Below are 15263 nucleotides of genomic sequence, written 5' to 3'. Positions count from 1 at the left end.
ACGTTTTTTAGTGTTAACCAACTGGATAGAAGGGAGGGGCGGCGCTCCTCCTTTTTTATCCAATATTTTAAAGAATCATGAAAAGAATAGTACTCTTATTGGTAGTGTTGCTCACTAAGTTTTTGATCTGCAATGCACAATCTTCCATACCAAAAGGAACCGTTGAAATCGATTCAATTTACTCCAAACATCTGGAAAATGATTTTGGCGAGAATCCCAAACGCGCTATTGCCGTGTACTTGCCTCCGGGCTACCACGAAACCAAACAGAAATATCCTGTTGTTTATTTTCTTCACGGATTTACAAACGACCATACCATTATGAATTATATGGAGGAGCTTTTGGATTATGCCATTGCTTCCCAAAGAATACGGCCTTTTATTTTGGTGACTTCCGATCAAAAAACAACCTATGGTGGCAGTTTTTACAGCAATTCGGGAGTGTTTGGTAATTGGGAAGATTTTACGGTTCAGGATTTGGTGGGACATATAGACAAAACGTATAGAACCCTTCCTAAAAAGGAAAGCAGGGGTATAACAGGCCACAGCATGGGAGGATATGGTGCTCTGTTGCTGGCCATGAAACATCCGGATGTGTTTAGCTCTGTATATGCCATTAGCCCAGGGGCTTTGGCTATCGTCCGGGAATATGGCCCCAATAGTGAGACTTTTAAAGAATTGTCCACAGCCAAAACTATGGAGGATTTGTGGAAAACCTATTTCGGTGCCGTGATGGTGGCCTTTGGTCGCTCATGGTCACCTAATCCAGACAAGGCCCCATTTTACTGTGATATGCCTTTTGAATATCAAGGGGATAAATTGATTGTGCATCAAGAAACCTTGCAAAAATGGTATGACAACATGCCCTTTTACATGATTGATACCTATTTGGGGAATTTACAGCAATTGGAAGCTATTAAGTTGGATTGGGGACGAAATGCAGGCGACCGATTTACGGTTCAATGTGAAATGTTTAGTCAGCGTTTGGAAAATGTGGGCATCACCCATTTTGCCGAAGAATACATAGGAACCCATGTAAGCGATATCTATACCAAACAAGGCCGAATTCCACAGCAGGTCTTACCGTTTTTTGATGAATATTTAAAATTTGAATAGCTTATGTTGGCCACCTTAGGACTCGTTTCAATACTACTTTTGCTTTATTTGGTCATGGCTAAAAAAGCTTCTCCGGTAGTGGCCTTGATAATCGTTCCTGTGGTTACAGGATTGATGGCGGGATTAGGTTTTGAGGTGGTAGACCTTATCACGGAAGGGATCAAATCCATAGCGCCAACTGGCGTCATGTTTATATTCGCCATTCTCTTTTTTGGCATCTTGACCGATGCGGGCACTTTTCGCCCTATCATTCAACGTTTATTGAAATTAGCAGGAAACGATCCTGCTCGGGTAGCCGTGACTTCGGCACTTTTGGCAATGATTGTACATTTGGATGGTTCGGGTGCTGTAACTTTTTTGGTGACGGTTCCTGCGTTTTTACCCGTGTACGATCAATTGAATATGAAACGTTCCACTTTGGCCTGTATTGTCGCTTTGGCTGCAGGTACCATGAACATCGTGCCTTGGGGCGGACCAACCATAAGGGCGGCAACGGCTTTGGATATTTCGGTAACCGAATTGTTTAACCCCATGTTAATCCCTGTAGTGATAGGCTTGTTAAGTGTACTGTTGCTAGCCTATAGGTTGGGGAGCAAGGAGCGACACGTGGATGTTTCGGAAGTTACTATTGCTACAGATGAAACGGCTTCAGATTTGGAACGTCCCAAATTATTTTGGGTGAACATCCTATTGATTCTTTTGGCTGTTGGCACCTTGATTTCTGGAGTGGCACCTCCCCATGTCATTTTTATGATAGCCTTTGTCCTGGCCTTAAGTATAAATTATCCAAATATCAAAGAACAATCAGAACGGGTCAACGCCCATGCCAAAGCAGCCATGCTTATGGCGAGTATTTTATTTGCGGCAGGTTGCTTTACGGGAATATTGAAAGGCTCTGGAATGATCGAAGCTATGGCAGAGGCAGCTGTAACCTACATTCCCAATTGGGTGGGCGGTCATTTACCGGTGATAATGGGAGTATTGGCTATGCCAGCAAGTTTATTGTTCGACCCCGATTCCTTTTATTTTGGGGTATTGCCCTTGCTGTCGAGCACGTCGGCTCATTTTGGTGGGGACGCCATTGAAATTGGTCGCGCTGCCATAACGGGGCAAATGACCACAGGATTTCCTGTGAGCCCTTTAACAGGAGCAACATTTTTGTTGATAGGATTGACAGGCGTGGATTTGGGAGAACACCAACGGAAAACCATTCCTTATGCCTTTGGTATAAGCCTAATTATTTTAATCATGTCATTATTGGTAGGAGCCATAACATTTTAACTATGAAAACAATTAGAATTGGTAGCGGAGCAGGTTATGGAGGCGACAGGTTGGAGCCGGCCTTAACCTTAATGGAACAGGGTAATCTCGATTACATCTGTTTTGAATGTCTGGCGGAACGCACCATTGCCTTGGCTCAAAAAGAGAAAAAGGCCAATCCCAATAAGGGATATAACCATCTTTTGGAATACCGAATGGAAAAAGTGTTGCCATTGGCTTATAAACACAAGATCAAGGTCATTACCAATATGGGAGCAGCCAATCCAATAGCAGCCATGGAGGTGATAGCCAATATGGCAAAACAACAAGAGCTTAAAGGATTGAAAATAGCGGCCGTCTTGGGAGATGATGTTGTTGAGGCTGTAAAACAATCACCGCATTTGAAGATTTTGGAGACAGGTCAACCTTTGAGTTCTATTAGCGATAGCATGATTTCAGCCAATGCCTATCTAGGGGTAGAAGGTATTGTTGAGGCTCTAAACAATGGAGCGGACATTATCGTAACAGGCCGTGTAGCCGACCCTTCGCTGTTCTTGGCGCCCATGGTATTTGAATTCAATTGGAACTTTACAGACATGGATAAATTTGGGAAAGGCACTATGATAGGGCATTTGTTGGAATGTGCCGCTCAGGTTTGTGGTGGTTATTTTGCCGATCCTCCTAAAAAGATCGTTCTGGATTTGGCCAATATTGGTTTTCCTTTTGTGGAGGTCAATGAACATGGGGGTGGCTTTATTTCCAAAGTAAAAGGCACAGGCGGACTTATCAATACGGCCACTTGTACCGAACAATTGCTCTATGAAATTCACGATCCTTCCAAATATTTTACACAAGATGTGGTGGCCGATTTTTCAAAAGTAACATTTGATGAAATCGGAATGGATACCGTTCAATTTAAAAATGCCAGTGGACATCCTGCTACCAATACCTATAAGGTAAGCGTGGGCTATGTCAACGGCTTTTTTGGCGAAGGGCAAATCAGTTATGGAGGGGCAAATGCCTTGGCAAGAGCCAATTTGGCCATGGATATTATGAAACAGCGTTTGGCTGTTCATGGGTTTGAGGATTTACGCTTCGATCTTATTGGGGTGAATTCATTGGCGCCCTTTAATGTGGAAGTTATGGAGGTTCCTGAAGTCAGGCTTCGAGTTTCCGGAAGGGCAGCTAGTGCCGAACAGGCGAAACACATTGGTAGGGAAGTGGAAGCGCTTTATACCAACGGTCCAGCAGGAGGTGGTGGCGCAAGCCAAAAAGTAGAGGAAGTCATATCGGTTCTGTCGGTATTATGGCCTAAATCAGATATTAAAATCGAAGTGGTTTACACAAACATATAGCAAGATGAAACTTTGGGAAATTGCACATGCCAGAAGTGGGGACAAGGGAAATATCAGTAACCTGTCACTCATAGTATACAATCCAGAAGATTATAAAATCATTCAGGAAAAGGTAACTCCAGAAAGGGTCAAACAATGGCTGTCTAAGCAGGTGAAAGGAGATGTGAAACGCTACGAATTGCCGCAATTGGGAGCTTTGAATTTTGTATTGCAGGAAGCCTTATATGGAGGAGTGACCAGTTCCACAGCCCTAGATAAACACGGCAAATCCTTGAGTTCCTATTTATTGGAAATGGAGATTTAATACCAACAGAAAACTAAAGCGTATGTACTATAACAGAAGAAACTTTCTTAAACTATCATCTCTAGGTTTGGTGGCGGTTCCATTGATTCCACAACTTGTATTTCCTGGAACATTTAATAGTTCTGATAATATTATAGCAAACACCGCTTACGGTAAAATAAAAGGGTATCGTCAGGAAGGTGTTTCTATATTTAAAGGGGTGCCATATGCTGGTAAGGTTTCAGGGGGAAGACGGTTTTTGACTCCCGATAAGTTGAAGCCTTGGACCGGTATTAAAGATGCCACGCAATTGGGGCCGCCTTCCATTCAAACACCTAATCAAACCTTTGGAATTAATGAACCGGCTCCTGCCGAAGATTGTTTGGTGCTCAATATTTGGACACCTGAAACAGATCATAAAAAGCGCCCAGTAATGGTCTACAACCATGGCGGTGGATATAATAATGGATCTGGAGGAAGTGTCTATCAAGATGGGGCTAATCTAGCAAGATATTATGATGTGGTGGTAGTGGAAACCAATCACCGTTTGGGGTTATTGGGCTTTCTTTATCTGGATCATATAGCAGATGAGGACTATCAAGGTTCTGGAAACAGGGGAGTTCAGGATATTGCTATAGCCTTGAAATGGGTAAAGGAAAATATAGCGGAATTTGGAGGAGATCCCGATAATGTGATGATTTTTGGAGAGTCTGGTGGTGGTATGAAAACCTCTTGTCTGTATGCTATGCCAGAGGCAGCGCCGTATTTTAATAAGGCCTCCATAGAAAGTGGTCCTGGCGTGATTTTAAAAACTACAGAAGATGCCGCCATTACAACAGACTTGGTTTTAAAGGAGCTAGGCATAGCTTCAAAGGACTGGAGAAAACTACTCAATCTTTCTGCTCAGGAATTGTTACAGGCACAATTGAAGATACAGAGCTTACCAGCTCAAGGGAAAGTTCGGGGAGGCTTTATGGGAATAGGCGGTATTGGTACCAACGGATTTGGAGCCGTGGTTGATGGAACCGTGTTGCCCCATCATCCATTCGAACCTAAAGCTGTAGCACTGTCAAAAGACAAACCATTGATGGTAGGTTGGAATGAGGATGAGTACATTTTCTTTGCCATGTTCGGAGGGGATACATCGGTGTTCAAACTTAGTGAGGCTCAGTTGCAGGAAAAACTAAATGAAGAATTTGGAGACCAAGCAAATAAGATTCTAGCTGTTTATAAAGAAACCAATCCAGGAAAAACACCTTCCGAACTATACATCGCAATCCGCTCCATTCTCTTTATGGGTTTAGGATCGGTGCAAATTGCCGAGAAGAAAGCAGCTCAAGGAGGCGCTCCTGCTTACCTGTACAATTTTGGATATAAATCGGAGGTGAAAGTACCCGGTACCGATATGGAGTTTGGTGCTATGCATGCTTTGGATATTCCTTTCAAATTTTACAATGTGGCACCCATGAAAGATAAATCGGGGAATGAAAGTACGGGTATGGCAGGCAACAGGCCAGAGCGTTTTCAAGCGGCAGATAATATGGCGAAGCTCTGGACCTCATTTGCCAAAAATGGCATCCCTCAAGCGGAAGGAATTCCGTCGTGGGAACCCTATAATTTGAAGCAGCGACCAACCATGCGCATCGATGCTTCTTGTGAGATTATTTACAATCGTTTTCAAAAGGAAATAAATATGTGGCGGGAAGTCACAAAAAGCTAATACTAAATCGAAATCAATTATGAAAAGATTACAACAATTTGTCTTGTGTACAGCGGTCTTGAGTTTAGGATTTTCCTGTAGCCAGCAGGCTGAAAAAACAACGCTTACGGCACAGGCTGATGAACAGCAACTGTTTATTGGAGACACCATTGCTATTGCCCAGACTAAATATGGAAAGGTGCAAGGCTTCATACTTAGGGATATTTACAATTTTAGGGGCATTCCATACGGAGCCAGTACAGCGGGTAAAAACCGTTTTATGCCACCACAGGAACCTGAGGCTTGGGAGAATGTCTACCCAGCATTATGGTGGGGAAATACCGCTCCGCAAATTATGGAGAACAGATACGCCAATGCAGCTTCATCATTTACCGATCACTGGAATTATGATGATGTAAGTGAAGACTGTTTGAAATTGAATGTTTGGACACCTGAAATTGGAAGTGCTAAAAAACGACCAGTATTGGTATGGTTGCATGGTGGCGGTTATACCAATGGAAACGGTATTGAACAGGATAGTTATAATGGCGAAAATTTAAGTCGCAAAGGCGATGTGGTCTTTGTGTCCATCAATCATCGTCTGGGGCCTATTGGTTTTTCGGACCTGTCTGGAGTAGGAGGAGATAAGTATGCGCATTCTGGAAATGTAGGCGCGCTGGATATGGTAGCGGCCCTTAAATGGGTAAATGAGAATATCTCTAATTTTGGAGGTGATCCTAACAATGTTACCATTATGGGGCAGTCTGGCGGAGGTGCCAAGGTATGTACGCTTACAGCCATGCCGGAAGCCAAAGGATTATTCCATAAGGCCGTACCACTGAGTGGGTCTACGACTTCTGCAAAAAATCAGGAATCGTCCAGAAAAATTGGTGAGTATATCTTGCAAGAAGCAGGTCTTAAGGCTTCAGAGATTGATAAATTACAGGAAATTCCTTGGCGTGAGTATATCGATATTGCCAATCGTGCCACCAAACGATATGTAGAGGAAAATAACATCACCGACTTTTTCCGTGGAGGATTTGGTCCTGTTGCGGATGGAATCCATATTCCAGAGGGCACATTTTACAGCGAAGCCAATGGGCTGTCATCAGAAGTGCCAATGCTTATCAGCAGTACCTTTCACGAATGGTCTATGTCTAGATATGTGCCAGGTCTTGAGGACATCACCAAGGACAAAGCTATTGAAGGTTTAGCACAGCGAGCTGGATTTGGTGGCGGATTGGGAGATAAGGCCGCATCAGTTTATGAAGCGTATGAAAAGTCGTTTCCAGAGGCAAAACCAGTGGAAATCATGACGCTTATTGCTAGCAATCGTAAAGGTGTGGTAGAAACAGCTAATGCTAAAGTGAATCAGGAAGCGCCAGTATATGTGGCATGGTTTGGTTGGGAACCGCCTTTATTTGATGGGAAAATGCGGGCCTTCCACTGCTTGGATATTAGTTTTTGGTTCAATAACACAGATTTGATGTTTACCCATACCGGTGGAGGTGCTGAGCCGCGTGCTTTGGCCGAGAAAATGTCGGGTGCTTTGTTGCAATTCATGAAAACAGGGAATCCAAACACGGCTGCTTTACCTGAATGGCCAGCTTACACCTTGGAAAATGGCGAAACCATGCTTTTTGATGCAACCTGTGAGGTGAAAAACGATCCTGATAAGGAAGGACGCGAGCTTTTGTAAATAAAAATACTATAGGGCAGTCAACAACGGAGATAATGTTTATAGCTCTAGTTGACTGCCTTTGCTATTAGATTGTTGTAGTGTGGTGGAAGTACTTCAGTCTACCATATTTTCACACGGTCTTCTGGTGGAAGATATAGAGAATCGGTTGGTTGTACATTGAAGGCGGTGTAAAACTCAGGGACATTTCTAACGATGCCATTTACTCTGTAGTAGGCAGGAGAATGAGGATCTGTTGTTATGAGAACGCGCAAGGCTTCATCCCTCATTTTGTTTCTCCAAGATTGTGCATAGCCTATGAATACACGTTGATTTCCGGTATACCCATCCAAAACAGGGGCTTCTTTACCATCTAAAGAGATATGGTAAGCTTTTAGAGCAATGGATAGACCGCCTAGATCACCAATGTTTTCGCCTAGGGTGAATTCACCATTGACAAATACATCAGGTAGGGCTTCAAATGTATTGTATTGGGCGACCAAGTTTGCGGTACGCTTTTTAAACTCTTCCTTGTCTTGATCGGTCCACCAATTGCGCATGCTACCGTCGCCATCAAAAGTGCTTCCCTTGTCGTCAAAACCATGTCCTATTTCGTGGCCAATAACAGCGCCTATGGCACCGTAGTTGACGGCATCTTCAGCTTCCATATCAAAAAAAGGGGGCTGCAAGATGGCGGCAGGAAAGACTATTTCGTTTAGGGTTGCGTTATAATAGGCGTTTACCGTTTGCGGGGTCATATGCCATTCGGTTTTGTCTATGGGCTGCCCAAGTTTTGCCAATTCCCTGTTGTATTCCATGAGGGCAGCTCGGTTTAAATTGCCGAAGAGATCGTCTGCTTTGATCTCGATATCATAGGTTTTCCATTTGTCTGGGTAGCCAATTTTTGGGGTGAATTTACTCAACTTATCCAAGGCTTCTTTTTTAGTGTCTGCACTCATCCAGTCCAATTCTTTGATGCTTTCCTCATAAGCTTTTAATAGATTGGCCACCAGGGTCTCCATTTTGGCTTTGGCCTCGGGCGAAAAATGTTTTTTCACATACACTTTACCTACCACTTCCCCAATGGTATTGTTTACGGTTGATACGCCTCTTCTCCATAACGGGCGTTGTTTGGGAGTGCCGCGTAATTCGGTACTGTAAAAGGCAAAGTTTTGTTTGTCCATGGCTTCGTTCAAACGAGAGGCATTACTATTGATAATTCCCCATTTTAAATAGGTTTTCCAAGTATCGAGACTGGTTGAGGTAATAATGCCGTCAAGTGCTTTGGTGTAATCTACCATGAGCACTCCTAAGTTTTTTTCATTTTGGACGCCAGCTTCCTCCAAATACCCAGACCAATTAAAATTGGGCATGATGTTGGTTAAAGTGTCCATTGGGAACATGTTGTATAAACTCACCAAATCTCTGGTTTTTTCCTTTTGCATTTGTTTGGTGGCCAGTTTGGTTTCCAAGGCCATGATAGCCTCCGAAGCTTTTTTTCCCTTGGTTAGCCCTGTCAGTTCAAACATTTTAGCTATGTGTTGTACATATTTGGTTCTAATGTCTTTGGAGCGTGCATCGCTGCTGAGGTAGTATTCGCGCTCTGGTAGACCTAAGCCCGATTGCCAAGTGTAAACCGTGTAAATGGTAGGGTTTTTGAAATCTTGGTAGACAGTGAGGCCTAAAGGAACGCTGCTACCGTATTTATTGGCATAGGCAAAATAAGTGGCTAGGTCGTCGTAATTTTGGATACTGTCCACTTTTTCAAATTCGCTTTGTAGCGGTGATGCGCCTAATTTGTTTCTAGTGTCCATATCCATAAAGGATTTGTAAAGGTCGCCTACTTTTTGCTCGTCCGATCCTAAGGTAAATCCATTGTTGGCCGATTCTTCAATGATGGTCTTGACATTTTCCTCGGCTTCTTCATGAACAATATAGCCAATGCCATAGGAGGATTTATCGGCGGGAATCTCGGTGTTTTTGATCCACTTCCCATTGACATAGTTCATAAAGTCATCCCCTGGTTTTACAGAGTTATCCATATATTCTTTGAGGATTCCGGATTTTAGGGGCTTCGTTTCGGAAACTGTTTCTGTGACTTCGGTTTTGCAGCTGGCCATCAATAGTAAGGTGCCTAGGATTGCTATTGAAAGGTTGATTTTTGATTTCATAGGATGTGTTTTAGGTTGGACAAATTCTATTGGAAACCAAACAGTGTAGTGTTTTGTAGTTCAGGAGATTAAATATAAGGTTTTTTGGGAATGTTTGGAGGGAGAAAGTTTCTAATGTTGATTCTCTTAGGAAGAGAGTGGATAATTGAATAGCGATTCACGTATAATTGAAGTTGATTACCTGTTAAAAGTTGAAACTTTTCTTACTTTTATTGCAGCTTGATTGCTTTTATATAAATAGTAGGTAATTTTAAGAAATGACGAATAGACAACTTTGGCGTAAAATAGAAGAGTTTAAATTGGATTTTGATAGTATTGATTTCAATTTCTCCGAAAGACTCGCACGGGACAATAATTGGAATGTTGAATATTCGCTTAGGGTAATAGAGGAATATAAGAAGTTTATTTACCTCTGCTGTATCAGTAACCAACCTATTACGCCTTCAGATGCCGTAGATCAAGCATGGCACCTTCATTTAACATACACAAAATCATACTGGAAGGATTTTTGTGAATCTACTTTAGAAAAAGAAATCCATCACAGTCCTACCAAAGGAGGAGAAAGTGAAAGGGAAAAATTCTCGGATTGCTACAACTTAACCTTTGAAAGATATGAGAATGAGTTTGGTCAAAAGCCTCCTTCCGATATTTGGTTGGATAAAACAAAAAGGTTTAAAGATGTTAATTTTAGAAGAATAAATGTCAATAATTATTGGCTTGTTAAGAAGCCTTCAAAAGCGTTAGGTACTTCATTGAAGTTTTTTGGGATTATTATTTTGATTCCTTATTTATTTATGAATGCCAAAGATAATGATGCTCCAATACCTGTCATTATATTCATTATTATTGTTTTTATTCTCATATTCATGAAAGGAAAAAGGGGAGGGGGTTCAGGTTGTTCTTATGATTGCTCATATGATTCTAGTTGTGGTTCTGATGGGTGCAGTGGTTGTGGAGGATGTAGTGATTGATTATTGAATGCTGGCTTCTGGTTGTTTTGCTTTCTCTTAAGTCGACTATAACTTAATTCTAGTTTCGTTTTTAATCTGTCTGATAACAAACGAGCTTTGAACATGCGAAATGATGTCCAAACGCGACATGTTCTGTAAAATGAGTTCCTCGTAGGCCTTCATGTCTTTCAAAAGAATTTTTAATAGAAGATCGTAGTTTCCGGCAATATAGGCCACTTCCAAAACATCGTCCAAGGCGTCTATATAAGCTTCAAATTTTTCAAAATCGGCCTCCTGATGTTTGGCCAAGGTCACCTGACAATACACAATTAGACTTTTTTCGGCCAATTCAGGATCGACTATGGCGACATATTTTTGGATCAGGCCGCTTGCTTCAATCTTTTTTAATCGCTCGTGAACCGGGGTAATGGATAGATTTACCTTTTCTGCCAGTTGTTTTATGGACTGTTTGCTGTCGTTTTGCAGCTCATTAATTAGCATGCGGTCAATATCGTCAAGGCGTATCATAGGATATATTTTTGTGGGTAGCTTTAATTTAACAGAATATAGGTTGAAATTACTTTGCAAATACGTATATGTAGTATAATATACTGAATTTGTTTGATATAGCATTAAGAATTACTTTAATTGTAACTTTGCATCAGAAAATAATGATTATGAAGAGTATAGATGATGTATTGAACAGGATTACCAATAATACCAAAGATTTTTTGGGGTATCCATTGGCTAAAGATTTTTCCTTTCAAGAGTTCGCACCTTTTTTGGATGTTTGTTTAAATAATGTTGGCGATCCTGAATCGCCTTCAACCTTGGCTATTGATACCAAAGATGTAGAGAAGGAATGCATTGCCTTTTTTGCAGATATTCTTTCTTCCAACATGGAAGAAGTTTGGGGGTATATTACCAACGGTGGAACCGAGGGAAATTTATATGGCTTGTATTTGGCAAGGGAGCGTTTTCCAAATGCTGTGGTCTACTATAGTGAGTCGACTCATTATAGTGTTAAAAAGAACTTACACTTATTGAACATTAAAAATATTGTGATTAGAAGTCAGGAGAATGGAGAGATTGACTATCAGGATTTGGAGCAATCGGTGATGTTGCGTCGTGACTTGCCAGCCATTTTCTTTTTGAATATAGGGACAACCATGACCGAGGCGGTGGATCAATTGGATGAGATAAAACGCATTATTCGTCAATATGCCATCAAGGATTATTATATCCACTGCGATGCAGCATTCTTGGGAAGTATTGCCCCTTTCGTAAACCCCAAACCAAAATTCGATTTTTCTGAAGGAGTAGACAGTATTGCCATTTCTGGTCATAAATTCTTGGGAGGTCCTATCCCTTGTGGTGTGGTCATTGCAAGGCGCCAGCACCGTAACCGAATTGCCAACTCCATTTCATATGTAGGGACTATGGATACCACGATTACGGGATCTAGAAACGGATTAACGCCACTGTTTATGTGGCATGTTATCAATAAGTTTGGAAAAGATGGTTTAGCAAAGCGGGTAAAGCAATGTCAGGAATTGGCTGCTTATACCGAGCTGCAGTTGAAAGCTATTGGAGTAAAGGCGTGGCGGAACAATGATGCGCTAACGGTGGTCTTGGAAAAACCTTCGGATGTAATGTGCAAACACTACCAATTGGCATCGGAAGGTGACATAGCCCATATTATTTGTGTGCCAGGGCTTCAAAAATCCCAAATTGATGCTTTTATCAGGGATTTGCAGCTCGAGAGATTGAAAGTCAGTTAATAGTAGCTATAACAGCCTGCAAAAGTGCTCCTTAATATCAACCTCTTCTTGATTCTTTTGGAATTGGGGGGAGGTTTTTCATTTCTGAAATTAGGAGGAATAAAGCGTTTGTGTTCTTGATTGCGTTATGCTACCTTTGAGGAAGTATCTATTAATTGATCCCATACCCTTGAGTCGAAGCTATTCCCTGCTTGTTGTTGTATTGTTTTCCTTTGTGTTCCAAGTGCAAGGGCAAACTTCCAAATTCCGGAAAGCGGTGGATTCCCTGTTTATAGACCACAACCCTGAAAACTATTCACTTCGTTTGTTTTCCAATTATAAGGTGAAACGTTTTAAAATTTCCAATGAAGATTTTAAGACCAGATATGTTCCTAAAAACCGCTACGGTGTTGGGGTTGGTGTGGCCAATAGTAAAGTGTTGTTGGATTTGGCCATTAATATAAAAAATGGCAAGGAAGAAGTTACCAACCGCTTCGATGCACAGGGCACAATTATATTGAAAAAGAGGAATTATTTAAACGCCTATCTGCAGATTTACAACGGTTTTAATGTGAAGAACGATTTTGGGAAACCTAAGGAATTTCGGTTTGACATTAAGTCCAGGACCCTAGGCTTTAATCACCTTTATACGTTTACAGATATTGAGTTTTCCTATTCCTTGCTTAAGGCGGGACTGCCTACCAAAAACAAGGATGTCTACATTACTGGAGGTGTGGGGTCTTTTGTGATGTTTGATTATTTTGATTCCGATGAATCTATTTTTCCTGAGAATATAAGTTTATATTTTGATGATGTACATAATATCAAGCGCTATAGTGGGCGTGCTCTTGGCTTGTTAACGGGAGTCATGGGGGCTTTTATACTTCCCGAAAATATGATTGCAACGTGTAACTTGATGCCCGGTATTGCCATTGTGCGAAATAGGGTGACTTTGGAGGATGGCAATCATAATAGTTCCACACCAATGTTATACAAGTTGGATGCCAGTGTGGCCTTAAGTTATAGTGTGAAGCGTTACTATATTAACTTGATGTATGAAACGGGTATTTATGCCAATTCCTTAAACTTTGGCCATAATTATAAGTTTAATCTCTCCATGGCGAAATTATCTTTTGGCTATAAGCTGAATAGGTAGAACTTAATTATTAGTCGCTTTGTATTGAAATAGTTAAGGGCTCTGTGCAGTTCGGCAGTTTCAAAACAGAAAAGACAGGACTTCAAAACACTGCTTATGTGGCTTGGCAAACTGCCGCAAATAAAATAACTTGCCGACTCTTAACACCAAAATCCAAACCCAGTAGGGGACTAGACCTATGAACACAACCAATAATAAAAAGGTATTTGTATCAGGATGTTTCGATATGCTGCATAGCGGGCATATTGCATTTTTTAAGGAAGCTGCCTCTTTTGGCGATCTGTATGTGGGCATTGGCTCCGATAGCACGATAAGGGAGCTCAAGGGGCGTCATACCATTAATTCGGAGCAGGAGCGTCTGTACATGATCAATGCTGTAAAATATGTCAAGGAAGCCTTTGTTAACACGGGGTCTGGGATGATGGATTTTGAAACCGATCTTAGGCAGTTGCAGCCCGATTTTTTTGTGGTGAATGAGGACGGCTTTTCACCAGCTAAGGAAGAATTGTGTAACGAACTCAATATAGAACTTCACGTGTTACGCCGTACACCAGATGCGGGTTTGCCGGAACGTTCTACCACAGCTATTCGTACCAATGGACATTGTTCCTTGCCGTACCGCATCGATTTAGCGGGTACTTGGATAGATCAACCTTATGTATCCAAATACCACCCAGGTTGGGCCTTGACGGTGTCTTTGGAGCCTATCGTGGAGTATAACGAGCGCTGCGGAATGTCTACCTCTACGCGTAATGCAGCCAAAAAGATCTGGCCTTATTACTTGCCTTTGGAGAAACCTGAAAAGCTGGCGGAAATTCTCTTTAAGTTTGAAAATACGCCTGGGGCTACCCTTATTTCTGGTGCGCAGGATGCCATCGGGATTTGTATGCCTGGTTTGGTAAGACATTATTACGACAATGCCTATTGGCCCCTAAAGTTTGAATCCATTCATGACGAAGCAACCTTGTCTTGGTTGGAGGAGCATATCTGTATGGTATTGCTTTGGCCACGTGAAAAGGACCTCGATTTGCTCAATGAAACTTATATAGACGAAACCAATGTAAAGGCTCTTGCCGAGGCTGCCGATGAGGTTTGGGAGGCTATCAAACAGTGCGACCTTAAGGCTTTTGCCGAAGGATTCTTAAAATCTTTTGATGCACAAACTACTATGTTTCCAGCCATGGTAAACGAACGTGTGAACAAGGAAATTACCAAATACAAAGACAAGGCCCTTGCTTGGAAATTGGCCGGTGCCGGAGGCGGCGGTTACCTGATCTTGGTGTCTGAAACTCCAATAGAAGATACCATGCGCATTAACATTAGGAGAAAGGCATCGTTGTAAGACAGTATACCAGTCACAGACTGGTACACTAAACTAGTTGCTACTCTTTAAGTAAAGTCACAATTTCTTTTTGTCCGCTTCTACTCATGGTAAATCTCAAGGTGTCTTGAGTAAGGGTATTTATTTCAACTCCTATATCCATTTTGCCTTCGGGAGTGCAGATCAATTTGTCCCCGGATAACATGAAATGTCCTTTTTCTTCAAGGCTTCCAATTTTGGAGCTGTAGGTCTTGTCTGGTGAAAACATAAAATAGACATTGCTGCTGCATTGGTTGTCCTCGCTGGATTCTATGGTCCAACTGTGGCAATTCCATTTACCGTTGAGTAATTCGTATTTTTCAGAGTTGCAGGTAAATAAGATAAGCGCTAAGGGAAGCATCAGTAGTTTTTTCATAGTGGAGGTTTTGGTTAGGTTATGGGTTGAGTGATGTTGCTTTATAAACGTCATGATATATTCATTTAGTATATTATTCCTACAAAATGTGATTTTATAA

At 41.7% G+C, this 15263-nt stretch carries 13 protein-coding genes; 10 read left to right on the top strand and 3 right to left on the bottom strand.

Features of this window, described 5'->3' with window-relative positions; all coding sequences use genetic code 11:
* The first annotated feature begins 77 nt into the window (after positions 1-77).
* The 6 genes from ZA05_RS05340 to ZA05_RS05315 are packed head-to-tail and all read left to right on the top strand — an operon-like array spanning position 78 to position 7411.
* Positions 78-1115 (top strand): alpha/beta hydrolase family protein, encoded by a 1038-nt coding sequence (locus ZA05_RS05340; protein ID WP_053990640.1) that lies wholly within the window; start codon positions 78-80, stop codon positions 1113-1115.
* Positions 1116-1118: 3 nt separating this feature from the next.
* Positions 1119-2396: a CitMHS family transporter gene (locus ZA05_RS05335; protein ID WP_053990639.1), complete on the top strand. Its 1278-nt coding sequence runs from the start codon at positions 1119-1121 to the stop codon at positions 2394-2396.
* Positions 2397-2398: 2 nt separating this feature from the next.
* The gene (locus tag ZA05_RS05330) at positions 2399-3730 is read left to right on the top strand and encodes an acyclic terpene utilization AtuA family protein (RefSeq protein ID WP_053990638.1); all 1332 of its coding nucleotides are present in this window, start codon (positions 2399-2401) and stop codon (positions 3728-3730) included.
* 4 nt (positions 3731-3734) lie between these two features.
* Entirely contained in the window at positions 3735-4034 is a 300-nt protein-coding gene (locus ZA05_RS05325; protein WP_053990637.1) for a hypothetical protein, read from the top strand.
* 22 nt (positions 4035-4056) lie between these two features.
* Entirely contained in the window at positions 4057-5733 is a 1677-nt protein-coding gene (locus tag ZA05_RS05320; protein WP_053990636.1) for a carboxylesterase/lipase family protein, read from the top strand.
* A 19-nt stretch (positions 5734-5752) separates the two neighbouring features.
* A complete protein-coding gene (locus tag ZA05_RS05315; RefSeq protein ID WP_053990635.1) occupies positions 5753-7411 on the top strand; it encodes a carboxylesterase/lipase family protein in 1659 nt (552 codons plus the stop codon).
* Between the two features lie 101 nt (positions 7412-7512).
* Here ZA05_RS05315 and ZA05_RS05310 read toward each other — a convergent pair whose 3' ends face one another.
* Positions 7513-9561 carry a M13 family metallopeptidase gene (locus tag ZA05_RS05310; protein ID WP_053990634.1) on the bottom strand — a complete coding sequence of 683 codons (2049 nt, stop codon included), beginning with the start codon at positions 9559-9561 and terminating at the stop codon, positions 7513-7515.
* A 299-nt stretch (positions 9562-9860) separates the two neighbouring features.
* On the opposite strand from ZA05_RS05310, the gene ZA05_RS18310 reads away from it, so the two are divergent.
* A complete protein-coding gene (locus ZA05_RS18310; protein ID WP_197276048.1) occupies positions 9861-10532 on the top strand; it encodes a hypothetical protein in 672 nt (223 codons plus the stop codon).
* Between the two features lie 45 nt (positions 10533-10577).
* On the opposite strand, the gene ZA05_RS05300 is transcribed toward ZA05_RS18310, so the two are convergent.
* Entirely contained in the window at positions 10578-11039 is a 462-nt protein-coding gene (locus tag ZA05_RS05300) for an Lrp/AsnC family transcriptional regulator (RefSeq protein WP_053990736.1), read from the bottom strand.
* 149 nt (positions 11040-11188) lie between these two features.
* On the opposite strand from ZA05_RS05300, the gene ZA05_RS05295 reads away from it, so the two are divergent.
* From ZA05_RS05295 to ZA05_RS05285, 3 genes are all read left to right on the top strand, one after another.
* Positions 11189-12292, top strand: coding sequence for a histidine decarboxylase (locus ZA05_RS05295; RefSeq protein ID WP_082333686.1), 1104 nt, complete (start codon positions 11189-11191; stop codon positions 12290-12292).
* Positions 12293-12461: 169 nt separating this feature from the next.
* Entirely contained in the window at positions 12462-13427 is a 966-nt protein-coding gene (locus ZA05_RS05290; protein WP_231632451.1) for a DUF4421 family protein, read from the top strand.
* A gap of 178 nt (positions 13428-13605) precedes the next feature.
* On the top strand, positions 13606-14769 hold the full coding sequence (locus ZA05_RS05285; protein WP_053990632.1) for an adenylyltransferase/cytidyltransferase family protein: 1164 nt from the start codon (positions 13606-13608) through the stop codon (positions 14767-14769).
* Positions 14770-14809: 40 nt separating this feature from the next.
* On the opposite strand, the gene ZA05_RS05280 is transcribed toward ZA05_RS05285, so the two are convergent.
* Positions 14810-15163 (bottom strand): lipocalin family protein, encoded by a 354-nt coding sequence (locus ZA05_RS05280; protein WP_197276047.1) that lies wholly within the window; start codon positions 15161-15163, stop codon positions 14810-14812.
* Between the last annotated feature and the right edge of the window lie 100 nt (positions 15164-15263).

The sequence above is a fragment of the Mangrovimonas sp. TPBH4 genome (genome assembly GCF_001280505.1).
Classification (GTDB): Bacteria; Bacteroidota; Bacteroidia; order Flavobacteriales; family Flavobacteriaceae; genus Mangrovimonas_A.
This window is presented reverse-complemented; position numbering and strand designations above follow the sequence as displayed.